Source organism: Paludibacillus litoralis, from assembly GCF_037646705.1.
Taxonomy (GTDB): domain Bacteria; phylum Pseudomonadota; class Alphaproteobacteria; order Rhodobacterales; family Rhodobacteraceae; genus Pikeienuella; species Pikeienuella litoralis.
The window spans coordinates 51168-66630 of sequence record NZ_JBBHER010000012.1 but is presented as its reverse complement, the minus strand read 5'-3'; the positions used below and the strand labels follow the sequence as shown (position 1 = coordinate 66630).

Annotated in this window: 11 protein-coding genes; 5 read left to right on the top strand and 6 right to left on the bottom strand. The window is 68.7% G+C overall.

What is annotated here, in order from left to right; all coding sequences use genetic code 11:
* Window positions 1-104 precede the first annotated feature (104 nt).
* Window positions 105-467 carry a rhodanese-like domain-containing protein gene (locus WG921_RS17420; RefSeq protein ID WP_340110535.1) on the bottom strand — a complete coding sequence of 121 codons (363 nt, stop codon included), beginning with the start codon at window positions 465-467 and terminating at the stop codon, window positions 105-107.
* A gap of 95 nt (window positions 468-562) precedes the next feature.
* Entirely contained in the window at window positions 563-1747 is a 1185-nt protein-coding gene (locus tag WG921_RS17415; RefSeq protein WP_340110534.1) for a pyridoxal-phosphate-dependent aminotransferase family protein, read from the bottom strand.
* A gap of 219 nt (window positions 1748-1966) precedes the next feature.
* Here WG921_RS17415 and WG921_RS17410 point away from each other — a divergent pair, with 219 nt between their 5' ends.
* The 4 genes from WG921_RS17410 to WG921_RS17395 all read left to right on the top strand — a co-directional run bounded on the left by WG921_RS17410 (window position 1967) and on the right by WG921_RS17395 (window position 7490).
* Complete coding sequence (locus tag WG921_RS17410) at window positions 1967-2620, top strand: protein-L-isoaspartate O-methyltransferase family protein (RefSeq protein WP_340110533.1); 654 nt, start codon at window positions 1967-1969, stop codon at window positions 2618-2620.
* Between the two features lie 73 nt (window positions 2621-2693).
* Window positions 2694-4079, top strand: a complete 1386-nt coding sequence (locus tag WG921_RS17405) for a TolC family outer membrane protein (protein WP_340110532.1) — start codon at window positions 2694-2696, stop codon at window positions 4077-4079.
* Window positions 4055-4555, top strand: coding sequence for a hypothetical protein (locus WG921_RS17400; protein WP_340110538.1), 501 nt, complete (start codon window positions 4055-4057; stop codon window positions 4553-4555). Before WG921_RS17405 ends, WG921_RS17400 begins: the two co-directional genes overlap by 25 nt.
* 103 nt (window positions 4556-4658) lie before the next feature.
* Window positions 4659-7490, top strand: coding sequence for a valine--tRNA ligase (locus WG921_RS17395; protein WP_340110531.1), 2832 nt, complete (start codon window positions 4659-4661; stop codon window positions 7488-7490).
* Here the strand turns inward: WG921_RS17395 and WG921_RS17390 are convergent.
* Entirely contained in the window at window positions 7465-8334 is an 870-nt protein-coding gene (locus WG921_RS17390; RefSeq protein WP_340110530.1) for a CPBP family intramembrane glutamic endopeptidase, read from the bottom strand. The genes WG921_RS17395 and WG921_RS17390 overlap by 26 nt on opposite strands.
* A gap of 71 nt (window positions 8335-8405) precedes the next feature.
* Between WG921_RS17390 and WG921_RS17385 the strand changes: the two genes are divergently transcribed.
* A complete protein-coding gene (locus WG921_RS17385; RefSeq protein WP_340110529.1) occupies window positions 8406-9059 on the top strand; it encodes a hypothetical protein in 654 nt (217 codons plus the stop codon).
* A 72-nt stretch (window positions 9060-9131) separates the two neighbouring features.
* Here WG921_RS17385 and xth read toward each other — a convergent pair whose 3' ends face one another.
* The 3 genes from xth to WG921_RS17370 form a co-directional block, all read right to left on the bottom strand.
* Window positions 9132-9914 carry an exodeoxyribonuclease III gene (gene xth / locus WG921_RS17380; protein ID WP_340110528.1) on the bottom strand — a complete coding sequence of 261 codons (783 nt, stop codon included), beginning with the start codon at window positions 9912-9914 and terminating at the stop codon, window positions 9132-9134.
* A 211-nt stretch (window positions 9915-10125) separates the two neighbouring features.
* Window positions 10126-12183, bottom strand: a complete 2058-nt coding sequence (gene recQ / locus WG921_RS17375) for a DNA helicase RecQ (RefSeq protein ID WP_340110527.1) — start codon at window positions 12181-12183, stop codon at window positions 10126-10128.
* Between the two features lie 140 nt (window positions 12184-12323).
* A complete protein-coding gene (locus WG921_RS17370; protein ID WP_340110526.1) occupies window positions 12324-15191 on the bottom strand; it encodes a ribonuclease E/G in 2868 nt (955 codons plus the stop codon).
* Between the last annotated feature and the right edge of the window lie 272 nt (window positions 15192-15463).

Sequence of the window (15463 nt, the reverse complement as noted above, 5' to 3'; positions counted from 1 at the left end):
TCTCCGGGCTTGAACTGGGCGGCTGACGTTCGGCCGCGCGGCGTCGGGGCCGCGCCTCCGTTCAGGCGCGGCCCCGACGCGTCAGCCCGCCGGACGGGCGCCGGTCAGGACGTCATCCTCTTTGGCGCGCCGGTGACCATGTCGATCCCGAGATAGGGAAGCTTCTTTTCCTTCCATGCGCGGAAGCCGCCCTCCATGTGGGCCATCCGCGTCGCGCCCGCCGCGAGGCAGGCGTCCCCGACCTTCCGCGACCGCACGCCGGAGCCGCAGTGAAGCACGATCCGCTTGTCGGTCTGAGTCGGCAAGCTCGTCTCCTCGAAGCTGGACATTGGCGCGAGGAGGGCGCCTTCGATGCGCTCCAGCAGATATTCCTGCGGCGTGCGGACGTCGATCAGAACGATTTCGCGCTTGTCGAGCGCGGCTTTCACCCGCTCGGGGCTCCAGTCTTCCAGCTTCGGGGCGGTCATTGCATTTCTCCTTGAAAAGGCGGCCTGACGAGTCGGAGCGGCGGCGGCGCTCTACGCTCCGCGGGCCGCACCTCCGGATGGACGATATGGCCGCGCTACGCCACCCCGTCCTTCATCGCGGCGATCGCCGCCTCCACGCCGCCCGGGGCGTAGGGCGCGCCCATATGGGCGAGCGCCAGTTCGATCGAGCCGAGCGTGCCGAGGATCATCGGCGCGTTGACGTGGCCCATGTGGCCGATCCGGAAGGTCGAGCCCTCCAGCTCGCCAAGGCCGATGCCGAGCGTCACGCCGAGATTCTGTTCGGTGATCCGGCGAAGCGCGCTCGCGTCGAGCGCGCCGGAGCGGATGGTCGTGACCGAATTCGCGCGCGCGTTCTCATCGAGGATGTTCAATTCGAGCGGGCCGGCCTCGCCCCAGTGCTTGACCGCGGCGCGGACGCCGTTCGCGAGGGCGGCGTGGCGCGCCCAGACCGCCTCCAGCCCTTCGGCGAGGAGCATGTCGAGCGCCTGCCGGAGCGCGTAGAGATGCTGCACCGGGGCGGTGCCATGAAAGAGCTGATAGAAGCGCTCCGGCTCGGCGCGCGGCTCCCACGCCAGATGGCCGCGGCCGCGGGTCAGCGTCCCGGTTTTCGCCCAGGCTTTCTCCGACGCCCAGACGAAGGCGAGGCCGGGCGGGGTCATCAACCCCTTTTGCGAGCCGGCGAGGGTGATGTCGGCGCCCCATTCGTCCATCTCGTAGGGGACGCAGCCGAGCGAGGCCATGCAGTCGACCATGAAGAGCGCCGGGTGCCCGGCGGCGTCGATGGCGCGCCGTATCGCCGCGATGTCGTTCCAGACGCCTGAAGCGGTGTCGATCTGCACCACCAGGATCGCCTTGATCTCATGGTTCGGATCCGCGCGGAGGCGCTCCTCGACCATTTGCGGGTCGACGCCGCGCCGTTCGGGCGCATGCAGAACCTCGATCTCGACGCCATGCGCGGCGGCGATGTCGCCCCAGCCGACGGCGAAGCGGCCGGATTCGAGGACCAGCGCCTTCTCCCCCGGATCGAGCGTGTTGGTGACCACCGCCTCCCATCCGGCGTGGCCGTTGCCGATGAAGATCATCGCGCGGTTCGTCGTCCGCGCGATCCGTTGCAGATCCGGGATCATCGAGAAGGTCATGTCGACCAGCGCGCCCTCGTAAATGTTCGCCGATGGCCGATGCATGGCCCGGAGAACCTCGTCCGGCATGACGGAGGGGCCGGGGATGGCGAGGAAATGACGTCCATTGGCGAGAGGCATGGGAGACTCCAGAACAGGGATATGATGTGCTTTAGCACGGCTGCCGGCGCGGAGAAGCCCGGATGTGATGATGGCGACCATCACCGCACGTGATGAATTCGCGCCCGACCGGGCCGGAGCGCGCACCGTTGCGGGCTGGAGCGCCCTGTGGCAATAGACCCCGTGGATGAAACCGCGCCGCACGACGCAAGGGCGGCTCCAGAGAGGCGAGCGTACGCGATGACCGATTTCGCGCAGTTACGGGTCGCGATGGTCGACCGCCAGGTCCGACCGTCGGACGTCACCAGCTATCCGATCATCAGCGCGATGCTGCGGATCCCGCGCGAGCGCTACGCGCCGCCTGCGCTCCGCGCCGCCGCCTATGCGGAAGCGGCTTTGCCGCTCGCGCCGGGGCGGGCGATGCTCGATCCGCGGGTTTTCGCCAAGCTGCTCGACGGGGCCCATATCGGGCCCGATCATCTGGTGCTCGATCTGGCGCCCGGCCTTGGCTATTCAACCGCCGTCATCGCGGATATCGCCGCCGCCGTGATCGCGATCGAACCGGACGAGGCGCTGGCCGCGGCGGCCGCCGACATCCTCGCGGCGGAGGAGGTGGAGAACGCCATTCTCAGCCATGGGGAGCCGGCCGAGGGCGACGCCGCGCACGGCCCCTACGACGCGATCTTCATCAATGGCGGCGTCTCCGGCCCGCCGATGTCCCTGCTGACGCAGGTGAAAGAGGGCGGCCGCGTCGTCGCGATCGAGATGAAGGGCGCCAGCGGACGGGCGATGGCCTATATCCGCGACGGCGACCGTTTCCAGGCGCGGCGGCTTTTCGACGCCGCGGCGGCGATCATTCCCGGCTTTGAAGCCGAGGAGGAATTCGCGCTCTGAGCCGAAACGGGTTGCGTTTGGCCCTGATTCGTCTAATTTGTGGCGGCAAGAAGCCGTTGGAGGCGATGGGCTTATGGGCCGACATTCAACCGGAATAGCGATTGTGGCGTTCGGCGCGCTGATGGCGGCCGGCGCGATGGCGGACACGCTGGAGCAAGCATTCGCAACAGCTTACGCTTCCAATCCGACGCTGATCTCGGCGCGCGCGGGCGTGCGCGCGGTGGACGAGAGCGTGCCGATCGCGCGCGCAGGCATGTTGCCGGATGTCTCGGCCGTCGCGACGGTCGGCGTCGACCGGACCTCGATTAACGGCGCGCCTTCGGGCTCGAGCACGGAGCCGCGCTCGGTCGGGCTGAACGCGACGCAGGTGCTTTATGACGGCGGCCGCACCTGGAATTCGGTCGATGCGGCGGTGTCCGGCGTCGACGCGGCGCGCTCCCGGCTGACGGACACGGAGCAGAACGTGCTTCTGCAGGTCGTGACCAGCTATATGGACGTGCGCCGGGACCAGCAATTCGTGACGCTGGCCAAGAACAACGTCAAGGTGATCTCGGAGCAGCTTCGCGCCGCCGAAGACCGGTTCGCGGTCGGCGAGGTCACGCGCACCGACGTCAGCCAGGCCAGCGCGCGGCTTGCGCAGTCGCGCTCGGCGCTGGCGGTGCGCGAGGGGGACCTCGCGCGGTCATACCAGGCCTACGGGCGTGTCGTCGGCGCGCCGCCGGGCGATCTGGCGCCGCCGCCGCCCGTGCCGCCGCTGCCGCGGACGCTGGCGGAGGCCGTGCGCGAGGCGCTGGACAATCATCCCGCGGTCATCGCGGCGCGCTACGATGAGGAGCAGTCCCGAAGCGATATCGCGACGGCGCAGGGCGCGCTCCTGCCGACTGTCGCGCTCTCCGGTTCGCTCAGCTATGGCGAGGATCTGAACTCGGTGAGGTCCAACGGGACGACCGAGGCGCAGGTTCAGCTGCAGGCCTCGATCCCGCTTTATCAGGGCGGCGCGGCCTATGCGGGCATTCGCCGCGCGCAGGCGGTGCAAAGCCAGCGCATGTCTCAGATCCACGAGACCTCGAGGGGAATCCGCGAGGGGGTGGAGAACGCCTGGACCCAACTGGAGACCGCCCACATCACCCTCCGCGCGGCGCGCGAGCAGGTCGAGGCGTCCCGGCTCGCCTTTGAGGGCGTCACCGAGGAAGCGAAGCTCGGGGCGCGGACCACGCTTGACGTGCTCGATGCGGAGCAGGAGCTGTTGAACGCGCGCACCATCGTCGTCGCGTCGGAACGGGACGAATATGTCGCGGCCTATGCGGTTCTGGCGGCGATTGGCCGATTGACGGCCAAGGGGCTGGGCGTCGACGTCACGCCTTACGATCCCAACGAGAACTACCAGACGGTGAGCCACAAGCTCTTCGGCTTCAATCGCGATGAGCTGACGGAATGGAAGCGCCCGATCTCCCCCTGATGGACGCGACGGCGGAAGGCGGAACCATGAGCGACGACGGCGGGAAGGATGAACGTTCGATGAGCGAGATCCTCGCTTCAATCCGGAAGATCGTGACCGACGAGGAGGGCGCGCGCCGCCAGTCGGAGCGCGAGAGCGCGGAGAGCGCCGTCGACGTGCTGGAGCTGACCGAAAAGATGCGCGCCGGACCGGAAGACCGGACGGGCGCGAACGGCGAACGACATAATGGCGAACGACACGGCGAGGCCTCCAATCTGGCGCCGCTGATGCTTGGCGCAGACGCGATGCGCCGGGCGGGCGGCTTCCCCGGCTCCGGCGTCGGGGAGATGGAGGTCGCGGAGGTGGAGGCCATCGTCCGCCGTGTGATCCGCGAGGAGCTGAAGGGGCCGGTCGGCGTCGAGATCAGCCGCAAGGTGAAGGCGGTGATCCGGGAGGAAGTGCGCCGCGCTCTGGCGGAAAACGAACCTCTGATCTGAGCGGGACCGCAGGCGCGGGGCGGCGGGCGGGGCGCTTTCCTCGGGCGCGCCGGCGCGCTATGCACCGTGCGAGCCGAAACATCATCCGATCGCGGAAACCGCCATGCCTCTTGAAAAGACCTTCGACCCGGCCTCGGCCGAACCCCGCATCAGCGCCGAGTGGGCCGCCATCGACGCGTTCGCCGCCGGCGCCAACGCGAAGCCGGGCGCCGACAGTTTCTGCATCGTGATTCCGCCGCCCAACGTCACCGGCTCGCTCCATATCGGTCATGCGCTGAACAACACGCTGCAGGATATCCTGATCCGCTGGAAGCGCATGCAGGGGTTCGACGTGCTCTGGCAGCCGGGGCAGGACCACGCCGGCATCGCGACGCAGATGGTGGTGGAGCGCCAGCTCGCCGCCGATGGCGCCGAGAGCCGCCGCGACATGGGGCGCGCGCGCTTCATCGAGAGGGTCTGGGAGTGGAAGGAGCGCTCAGGCGGCGCGATCATCGAGCAGCTGAAACGCCTCGGCGCCTCCTGCGACTGGTCCCGGAACCGGTTCACGATGGACGAGGGGCTGTCCGAGGCGGTGCTGAAGGTCTTCGTCACGCTCTATGACAAGGGCCTGATCTATCGCGGCAAGCGGCTGGTGAACTGGGATCCGCATTTCGAGACGGCGATCTCCGACCTCGAGGTCGAGAATATCGAAGTCGACGGCCACATGTGGCACTTCAAATACCCGCTCGCGGACGGCCAGTCCTACGAATATGTCGAGAAGGACGAGAACGGCGCCGTCACGCTTCGCGAGATCCGCGATTACATCTCCATCGCCACCACCCGGCCGGAGACGATGCTGGGCGACGGCGCCGTCGCGGTGCATCCCTCCGATGAGCGCTACGCGCCCATCGTCGGCAAGCTGTGCGAGATCCCGGTCGGGCCGAAGGCGCATCGCCGTCTGATCCCGATCATCACCGACGAATATCCGGATCCGGAATTCGGCTCCGGCGCGGTGAAGATCACCGGCGCGCATGATTTCAACGATTACGGCGTCGCGAAACGGAACGGCATTCCCTGTTATCGGCTGATGGACACGAAGGGCGCGCTTCGCGCCGACGGCGCGCCATACGCCGAGGAGGCCGCGAAGGCGCAGGGGATCGTCGCCGGCGCTCAGCTTTCCGAAGCGGAGATCGACGCGATCAACCTCGTTCCCGACGAGTATCGCGGGCTCGACAGGTTCGAGGCGCGCAAGCGCGTCATCGCCGACATCACCGCCGAAGGGCTGGCGGTCACGGTCGAGGATGAGGATGGAAACGCGATCCCCCTCGTCGAGGCGAAGAAGATAATGCAACCGTTCGGCGACCGCTCGAAGGTGGTGATCGAGCCGATGCTGACCGATCAGTGGTTCGTGGACGCCGAAAAACTGGCCGCTCCGGCGCTGGAGGCGGTGAAGGACGGGCGGACGCGGTTTGCGCCGGAGAACTGGGAAAAGACCTATTTCCACTGGATGGAGAATATCGAGCCGTGGTGCATCTCCCGCCAGCTCTGGTGGGGGCACCAGATCCCGGTCTGGTATGACGATGAGGGCGCGCAGTATTGCGCGATGACCGAAGAAGAGGCGCGCGCGGCCGCGGGGGGCAAGGCTCTGACGCGCGACCCCGACGTGCTCGACACCTGGTTCTCCTCCGCGCTCTGGCCCTTCTCGACCCTTGGCTGGCCCGAGGAAACGCCGGAGCTCGCCCGCTATTACAAGACCGACGTCCTCATCACCGGCAATGACATCATCTTCTTCTGGGTCGCCCGGATGATGATGATGGGGCTTGAGTTTCTGGACGAGGTGCCGTTCCACACCGTCTACATCAACTCCATCGTCACCGACGCCAAGGGCAAGAAGATGTCCAAGTCGGTCGGCAACGTCATCGACCCGCTGGACCTGATCGACCGTTACGGCGCCGACGCCGTGCGCTTCACGCTGACCAGCCAGGAGGCGCAGGGCCGCCGGCAGATCCGGCTCGCGGAATCCACGGTCGAGGGCGGGCGGAATTTCATCACCAAGCTCTGGAACGCGGCCCGCTTCGCGGAGATGAACGGCTGCGCGCCGACGCCCGGGTTCGATCCGGCCGGCGCGAGCGAGCCGCTCAATCGCTGGATCGTCGGCGAAACGGCGAAGACCCGGCTCGCGGTGGACAAGGCGCTGGAGGAGTATCACTTCAACGACGCCGCGAACGCGCTCTACACCCATACATGGCGGGTGTTCTGCGACTGGTATGTCGAGTTTTCCAAGCCGCTGCTTCAGGGCGACGATGAAATCGCGGCCGAGACCCGCGCGACGATGGCGTGGGCGCTCGATCAGATCCTGTTGATGCTGCACCCGATCGCGCCGTTCGCGACCGAGGCGCTCTGGGCGGCGACGGCGGCGCGCGACAAGCCGCTCGTCCATGGCGACTGGCCGGTTTACGGCGCGGAGCTGATCGACGCGCCGGCGGCGGCCGAGATCGACTGGGTGATCAGCGTGATCGAGCGGATCCGCTCGGTCCGTTCGGAGCTGAACGTGAACCCGGGCGCGAAGCCGCCGCTGATCCTGGTCGAGGCGGATGCGGATGCGCGCCTCTGGATCGAGCGGAACGGCTCCCTGATCCGGCGCCTCGCGCGGGTCGAGAGCATCGCGCCGGGCGCGGCGGGCAAGGGCGCGGTGACGCTGGCTCTCGCGGGCGCTGTGTTGGCGCTGCCGCTGGCGGGGGTGATCGACGTCGCGGCGGAGCGCGCCCGGCTGCAAAAAGCGGTGGAGAAGGCGGCGAAGGAGGTCGGCGGGGTCAAGGCGAAGCTCTCGAATCCGAAATTCCTCGCCAAGGCGCCGGACGACGTGATCGAGGAGCAGAAGGAGCGGCTGGCGGCGGCGGAGGCCGCGGCGGCGAAACTCTCCGCCGCGCTCACTCGGCTCGCCGAGATCGGGTGAGGCCGAGGACGATCAGCGCGAGAGCGATCACCAGGCCAAGGTCGATCCACGCCAGCCGGGCGAGGTCCGCCCCGTCGGGCCAGTGGAAAAGCGCGAGCCCGGCGAAGTAATCCGCAGGCGAGACCAGCAGGATCGCGCCGATGTTGACGCCGAAATGGAGCCCCCAGGCGGCGAAAAGATCGCCGGTTCGGACGGTGACGGCGGCGAGCACCCCGCCGAGACAGGCGGTGGTCGCCGCCACCAGCGCCGCCCCCTCGGCCGGGCTCCAGTGCAGCAGCCCGAAGACGAGCGAAGGCGCCGCGCCCCAGATCAGCGGCGAGCGGAACCGCGCCGCGAGTTGCTGCATGACGTAGCCGCGAAAGAGCGCCTCCTCCGCCCCGGTCTGGATCAGGATCAGCGGCGCCGCCGCCGCCGCGCTCCAGGCCCAGGCGCCGGGCGTGAGCCCGCTCGGGCCCGGCGCGGCGAACACCGCCGCGCCGAGAAGCAATCCGAGGCCGGAAAAGACCCCGGCCGCCCCGACGCCGAGAAGGAACCTCCGGCGCCGCCCCGCGCGCCGCGGCCCGAGGACCGAACCGAGGCCCCGCCGGTGCAGGAGCCGGAGCGCCGCCGCCAGCGCCACCCACCAGAGAATGAAGGTCGCGAGCCCGAAAAGCGCGCCCGCCTGCGTGTTCAATGTCGCGGCGCCGGCGGCGGAGGAGAGCGGGGTCAGCCGCCTTGCGGCCAGGGAGAGCAGAAGGGCGCTTCCGAGAAGCAGCGCCGCAATCAGAGCCAGCCCGGCCAGCAGGCGCCAGAGCGCGGAGCGGGGCCGCGCCGGCGCGACGAACGAGTCGAACGCCGCATTCATGTCGCGGGGGGATTGCTTGCGCCGCGCATCTCCGTCTGTATCTTCCGGCGAGGAAAAAAGGCGCGAGGCTGATGACGAGGGCAATGTGGCGGGCGGCGCAGGCGGCCTTGATTCTGGCGCTCGCGGCGTGCGCGCCTGGCTCCGGGCCTGGCGTCCCGGACGCCTCCCGCCTCGCGCGGCCGCTTTCGGACGACTATCTTCAGGTTGTCTCCGTCGCGCCGGATCTGGTCGAGATCGACGCCGCGGGGCGGCTGGTGCGGGCGACGCCGCCGGACGGGCTCTGCATCCCGCGCGATTCGGTGCAGACGAGCCCGGAGATGGCGTTTCTGATCTTCTCCCGCTGCCCGGGCGCGACGCCGGCGGATCTTGGCGGCGTCTTGAGCGTTTCGGTTTCGAAGACGCCGCTCTCCAGCGACTTTGCGACGTTGCAGCGGTTCTTTCGCACGCAGGCGGGGCTGGTCGGGCTCGGCTATGGCGGCGATGCGGCCGATGTGTCGATGGTGGAGATGGAGGTCGGGCCGCGCGCGCTTTACGTCGTCGTCGAGGACCGGAGCGAATTCGGCCCCGCCTTCGCGGGAGATCTCATTTGCCGAACCTTCACCGAGATCCAGGGACGGATGGTCGTCATGACGTTGATCAGCCGGCGGGACGAGGAGCATGAACCGTCGGCGATGCGCGCCCGCCTCGCCGAAGCCGTCGCGGCGCTTCACGCCGGCAACGTCTGAGGCCCGCCGGGCGCGCCCGCGCCGCCGGCGGGTCCGGAGACATTCATTTTTCGGCCTGGCGCGCGGCGGCGCTCATATGTCGATATCCGCCCAGATCGGGGTGTGATCCGAGGGTTTTTCCCCGCCGCGCGGCTTCCGGTCGATCTCGCAGGCGCTCAACCGATCCGCCGCCTGCGGCGTGAGCAGAATGTGATCGATGCGAACGCCGTTGTTCTTGCGCCAGGCCCCGGCCTGATAATCCCAGAACGTGTAGTTCAGCGGCGCGGCGTTCAGCGCGCGAAACGCGTCGGTCAGGCCGAGCGCGAGCAGCCGGCGCCAGGCGGCGCGGGTCTCCGGCAGGAAGAGCGCGTCGTCCGCCCACGCCTCGGGGTTATGCGCGTCCTCCGCTTGCGGGATGACGTTGAAATCACCGGCGATGACCGCAGTCTCCTCGTCCGCGACGAGTTCCGCGGCCCGGGCCCGAAGGCGTTCCATCCAGGCGAGCTTGTAGTCGTATTTCGGCCCCGGCGCCGGATTGCCGTTCGGCAGGTAGAGACAGCAGGCGCGGACCGCGCCGCTCTCGCCCGATATCGTCGCCTCGATCCAGCGCGCCTGCTCGTCGCTCTCGTCGCCGGGCAGGCCGCGCGCGACATCCTCGATCGGCCGCTTGGAGAGGATGGCGACGCCGTTGAAACCCTTCTGTCCGTGGGTCTCGACATTGTAGCCGAGATCCTCGATCGGCTCGCGCGGGAAGGCGTCGTCGACGCTCTTGATCTCCTGCAGCAGGGCGACATCGGGCGCGGCGTCCGCCAGCCACTCGAGAAGCGCCGGAAGCCGCGCCTTGACGCCGTTTATGTTGAATGTCGCGATCCGCATGGGGGGACACTAGGTCGCCGCGCGAGGGGCGGCAAGCGGGGTGTGAAGGCCGTCGGCGGAATTTCCCGAGGAGATGGGAAGATGGGCCGCCGCCGGCGCCGACCGGGAGGGGAGGGGCTTCACGCGCTGGACCCGAGCCGCGCACCCGCCGCGATCTCGCGGCCTGGTGGAGGACGTGTCCGGGCGTCCCGCTTCGGGCCGGCGCGGCGGATCAGTCTTCCGCGCCGCCGATGAGCGAGAGAAAGACGGCGCCGAACCGCTCCGCCTTCTGCGGGCCGACGCCCTTGATCCGTGCGAGCGCGTCAAGCGATTTGGGGCGCGCCTCGATGATCCGCGCCAGAACCGGCCGCGCGCAGCTCAGCGGCTTGTCCCGCCCCTCCGGCCCGCGCGCCAGCGCGACCTGCGCCTCGTGCAGCGCCTCGAAGAGCGCGCCGTCGCCATTCAGCGCGGCCCGGAGGCGCGCGGGGTGGGCCGGCGCCTCCTCCTCCTCCTGATTGATCGCGGCGAGAAACATCGCGCCGTAGCGCGCCAGCTTCTGCGCGCCGACGCCGTGGCAGGCGGCGAATTCATCGAGGTTGCGGGGCTTTCGGGTGGCCATGTCGATCAGCGACCTGTCGGAGAAGACGATATAGGCGGGGCCGCCCTGCTCATGCGCCAGTTTCGCGCGGAGCGTCCGAAGGCGCGAGAAAAGCGGCTCGTCCGAAGGCGCGACCAATGTCGCCGGGGCGGGCCGGTCGGAGCGCTTGCCTCGCGGGCGAAGGCCGTCCTCGCGAATCTCGATCCGTTGCTCGCCGCGAAGAACCGGGCGCGCCGCCTCCGTCAGCCGCCAGGCGCCATGGCGTTCGGGGTCGATCCTGACGAGGCCGAGCGCGTAGATCTGCCGCATCGTCCCGCGCCACCAGTTCTTCGACCATGCCGCGCCCTTGCCGAAGACCGCGAGTTGATCATGGCCGGCGCGGGCCGCTTTCTCGGTGACGTCGCCTCTAAGCACATCGATGATGTGATCCTGCCCATAGCGCTCATCAGTCCGGTAGATGGCCGAAAGCGCCATTTGCGCGGCTTCGGTGCCGTCGAAAAGCGCGGGCGGCTTGGCGCAGAGGTCGCAATTGCCGCAGGGCCCCGACTCCTCGCCGAAATAGGAGAGCAGGATCTGCCGGCGGCAGCGCGGCGCCTCCGCCAGCGCGAGAAGCGCGCCGAGGCGGGCGTGATCGGCGCGCTTGCGCTCGTCGGGGGCCGGGCTCTCGTCGATTCGCTGGCGCTGAAGGCGGATATCGTCGAGCCCGTAAAGGGTCAGCGTCTCCGCCGGCGCGCCGTCGCGGCCGGCGCGGCCGATCTCCTGATAATAGCTTTCCATGGATTTCGGCAGATCGGCGTGAACGACGAAGCGGATATCGGGTTTGTCGACGCCCATGCCGAAGGCGATGGTTGCGCACATGACGACGCCGTCTTCGCGCTGAAATCGATCCTGATGGTCCATCCGGACCTCGGGGGCGAGCCCGGCGTGATAGGGCAGGGCGGGCACCCCCGCCGCGCGGAGGGCCTCGGCCAGCACCTCCGTCTTGTTGCGCGAGGCGGCGTAGACGATGCCGGAGCGGCCCTTCCGCGCGGTCACGAACTCCATCATCTGCCGGCGCGGCCCATCCTTCGCCGCGAAGGCGAGGTGGATGTTCGGGCGGTCGAAGCCGCGAAGAAAGATGCGCGGCGGCGCGGCGAAGAGTTTCGCGGCGATCTCGCTCCGGGTCTCCTCGTCGGCGGTCGCGGTGAAGGCCGCGACCTGCGGCTCGCCGAGCGCGGCGCGGAGCGCGCCGATCTTCAGATAATCCGGGCGGAAATCATGCCCCCACTGGCTGACGCAATGCGCCTCGTCCACCGCGAGAAGCGCGACGCCCGCGCGGCGAAGAAGCGGCGTGGAGGCGGAAAGCCGCTCCGGCGCGAGATAGAGCAGCTTCAACGCGCCGCGGTCGATGGAGTCGAGAACGCGCGCGGTTTCCTCCTGATCGTTCGCGGAGGTGAGCGCGCCGGCCTCGACGCCGAGCTGGCGGAGCGCCTGAACCTGATCGCGCATCAGCGCGATGAGCGGCGAGACGACGAGCGTCAGCCCCGCGCGTCGGAGCGCCGGCAGCTGATAACAGAGCGATTTGCCGCCGCCCGTGGGCATGATCGCGAGCGTATCCTCGCCGGCGAGGATCGCCTCGATGATTTCCGCCTGACCGGGCCGGAACGCGTCGAAACCGAATGTGGATTTGAGAAGTTCGAGAGCCGCCTGCATGCTCGGGGTGTAGGCCGGGAGCCGCCGGGCGGCAAGATCGGGGCGGGCCGAATGCGCGAAAGGGCGACGCGTCGCGCCGCCCTTTCTGGTGAGATTTCACGCCGCGTGGCGGCGCCGAGCCATTCCGGCGTTGGCGATCTTCAGGACCACCAGCCGCGCCGTTTCGGCTTTTCGGTCTCCGCTGGCGCGTCGGCCTCGGGAGCTGCGGCCTCGGGGGCTGCGGCCTCCACCGGCGCAGTGTCGGCCAGAGCGGGCTCCGGCGCCGCGACGGGGGTCGGCTCCGGCGCGGCGGGCGTCGCCGCCGGCGCGTCTCCCTCGTCCGCGTCCGCGGCCGCGGTCGGCTCGGGCGCCGGCGCCGCGACCTTCGGCTTTCGGGTGCGCGGCTTCGGCTTCTTCTTCTTCTCCACCGGTTCCGCTGCGGGCTCCGCCGCCGCGACGGGTTCCTTTTCTTCCTTTTCTTCCTTTTCAGGTTCGGCGGCGGTCGTCTCCTCCACCGGCTTCCGTTTGCGCGGGACGGGTCGCTTGCGTTTCGGCTTCTGCGCGGGCTCCTCCGGCGTCTCGACGAGAGTCTCCTCCGCGTCCGATGGCGCGCGGGTGTCGATCACCTCGCCAAGCGCGGCGTTCTCGGCGCGCGCGGGTTCAGCCTCCGCGGCCGGCTCTGCGGCTGGCGCGCTTTCCGCCTCGGCGCCGGCGCCGTCCGTCTCGGCGGCGGTCTCCCGCCGCGCGTCGCCGGCGGGGGCGGCGTGCGACGCCTCGTCGCCGTTCCGCCGCCTCTTCCGCCCGCCGCGCTTTCCGCGCCGACGGCGTTTGCTCTCGCCTTCGCCTTCCGTATCGCTGGCGTTGCGGCCGTTCGCGTCCTTCTGCGGCGCGTCGCCCGCAGCAGGCTCTCCTTCGTCCTCCGTCGCCGGCTGTGCGCCGTTGAAGGCCGTCTCGGCGGTGATCGCGCGTGAGGTCTCCGCCTGATCCTGCGTCGGCTTGACCCCTTTCACCTTGTCCAGCCGGTAATCGGGGCTGATCATGGTCGGATCGCTCTCGATCAGGAGGTCGATCGAATATCGCGCCTCGATCTGCGCGATATGGGCGCGTTTCTGATTGATCAGGAAATTGGCGATCTCGACCGGGGCCGTGATCTTGATCTCCCGAACCTTGGAGTGGACGCCCTCCTCCTCGGCTTCGCGCAGGATGGCGAGCGCCACATTGTCGGCCGACCGGACGATCCCGGTGCCATGACAGTGGGAGCAGGGCGCGGTCGTCGCTTCGATCATGCCGGGGTGAAGCCGCTGGCGCGACATCTCCATCAGCCCGAAGGCGCTGATCCGGCCGATCTGGATCCGGGCCCGATCGTCCTTCAGTTGCTCCTTCATCCGCTTCTCGACCGCCCGGTTGTTCCGGTTTTCATCCATGTCGATGAAGTCGATGACGATCAGGCCGGCGAGGTCCCGCAGCCGAAGCTGGCGCGCAACTTCGTCGGCGGCCTCGAGATTGGTCTTGAGCGCGGTCTCTTCGATCGAATGTTCGCGGGTCGAGCGGCCGGAGTTGACGTCGATGGCGACGAGCGCCTCCGTCACGCCGATGACGAGATAGCCGCCGGATTTCAACTGCACGACCGGGTTGAACATCGCCGAGAGATGGCTCTCCACCTGGAATTTGGAGAAGAGCGGCGTCGGCTCGCGATGCGCCTGCACGTTCTTGGCGTGGCTCGGCAGCAGCATTTTCATATAGTCCTTGGCCTCGCGATAGGCGACTTCGCCTTCGACGAGGATCGTGTCGATGTCGCGCCCGTAGAGGTCGCGGATCGAGCGTTTGATCAGGCTGCCTTCCTCATAGATCAGCGCGGGCGCGATCGAGTTCATGGTGAACTCGCGGATCTGATCCCATTGCCGGAGCAGGAATTCGTAGTCGCGCTTGATCTCGGTCTTGGTGCGCTTGGCGCCCGCCGTGCGGATGATCAGGCCCATGCCTTTCGGCACCTCCATTTCGGAGGCGATCTGCTTCAGCTTCTGGCGGTCGGCCGCCTGGGTGATCTTCCGCGAAATGCCGCCGCCTCGCGCGGTGTTGGGCATCAGGACGCAATACCGCCCGGCCAGCGAGAGATATGTGGTCAGCGCGGCGCCCTTGTTGCCGCGCTCCTCCTTCACGACCTGGACCAGCATGATCTGCCGGACCTTGACCACCTCCTGAATCTTGTAGCGATGCGCGGAGAGGCGGCGGGGCCGGATTTCATCCTCGATCTTCTCGGCGCCGACCGATTCCACCTCCGCCTTGGCGCGGCGGCCGTCGCGATTGTCGTCGCCATTATCGTCGTTGTCGGCGGCGCCGGTCTTGGCGTCCTCGCGCTCGATCACGGTCTCGGACGTGCTTTCGCCGGCGTCCGCGCCCGCGTCCTCCGCGATCGACGTCGGCTCGTCGTCGTCGTCCGCGGCGTGGTCTTCGCGCTCCGCCGCGTCGGCGGCGGGAGCGCCGCCGGCCGCGTCCGCCTGCGCGGTTTCCGCCGGCGGCGAAGAGTCCGAGGGGTCCGCGTCGGGCTGCGCGTCGTTGGCCGCGTCCTCGGCGGCGGGTTCGGCGGCGGCGGTCGTCTCCGCGTCGTCGGGCGCGCCGGCGGCGGGCGCCGCCTCGTCATCCGTCTTTCTGCGGCGTGAGCGTGGCCGGGGCGTCCGGCGCGAGCGGGCCTTTTTCGGCTCCTTCGCGTCGCCGGCGTCTTCGTCGTTGGAGGAGGCGTCGGCCGCGGCCTCGGCCGCGATGATCGCCTCGCGGTCGGCGACCGGGATCTGGTAGTAATCCGGATGAATCTCGGAGAACGCGAGGAAGCCGTGCCGGTTTCCGCCATATTCGACGAAAGCCGCCTGCAACGAGGGTTCGACCCGCGTGACCTTGGCTAGATAGATATTTCCGGCGAGCTGCCGCTTGTTGATCGATTCGAAATCGAATTCGTCAATGCGGGCGCCGTCCATGACCACGACCCGAGTCTCCTCCGGGTGCGTGGCGTCGATAAGCATTTTTTTCGCCATTGAGCTTTCTGCGGCGGCGCGCGGCGCGCGTATGCGCCCGGCCGCGCCGACTTTCCTGTGAGTGAGAGAGACGACAGGATCGAAATCGTGGCCGCCGCCGAAACCGGCTGGGCGTGTCCACAACTTACAAATGTTTGTCTCTTCATGTTTTCAACCAGTTCGCGACATGAGAGCCGCGGGTGTGTTCGGGCGGCGCAGGGTGCGCCAGAGGGAGTGCCTGGTCAGCGCAACCGCCGGTTGCGGTTTTGGCCGATCCATTCGCCCCCAGCTGA

What these genes read in the sequence shown, in the direction of transcription:
- WG921_RS17420 (WP_340110535.1), bottom strand. Translation starts at nt 467, where the DNA reads ATGACCGCCCCGAAGCTGGAAGACTGGAGCCCCGAGCGGGTGAAAGCC.
- WG921_RS17385 (WP_340110529.1), top strand. Translation starts at nt 8,406, where the DNA reads ATGACGAGGGCAATGTGGCGGGCGGCGCAGGCGGCCTTGATTCTGGCG.
- WG921_RS17410 (WP_340110533.1), top strand. Translation starts at nt 1,967, where the DNA reads ATGACCGATTTCGCGCAGTTACGGGTCGCGATGGTCGACCGCCAGGTC.
- WG921_RS17395 (WP_340110531.1), top strand. Translation starts at nt 4,659, where the DNA reads ATGCCTCTTGAAAAGACCTTCGACCCGGCCTCGGCCGAACCCCGCATC.
- WG921_RS17405 (WP_340110532.1), top strand. Translation starts at nt 2,694, where the DNA reads ATGGGCCGACATTCAACCGGAATAGCGATTGTGGCGTTCGGCGCGCTG.
- WG921_RS17390 (WP_340110530.1), bottom strand. Translation starts at nt 8,334, where the DNA reads ATGAATGCGGCGTTCGACTCGTTCGTCGCGCCGGCGCGGCCCCGCTCC.
- WG921_RS17370 (WP_340110526.1), bottom strand. Translation starts at nt 15,191, where the DNA reads ATGGCGAAAAAAATGCTTATCGACGCCACGCACCCGGAGGAGACTCGG.
- recQ (WP_340110527.1), bottom strand. Translation starts at nt 12,183, where the DNA reads ATGCAGGCGGCTCTCGAACTTCTCAAATCCACATTCGGTTTCGACGCG.
- WG921_RS17400 (WP_340110538.1), top strand. Translation starts at nt 4,055, where the DNA reads ATGGAAGCGCCCGATCTCCCCCTGATGGACGCGACGGCGGAAGGCGGA.
- xth (WP_340110528.1), bottom strand. Translation starts at nt 9,914, where the DNA reads ATGCGGATCGCGACATTCAACATAAACGGCGTCAAGGCGCGGCTTCCG.
- WG921_RS17415 (WP_340110534.1), bottom strand. Translation starts at nt 1,747, where the DNA reads ATGCCTCTCGCCAATGGACGTCATTTCCTCGCCATCCCCGGCCCCTCC.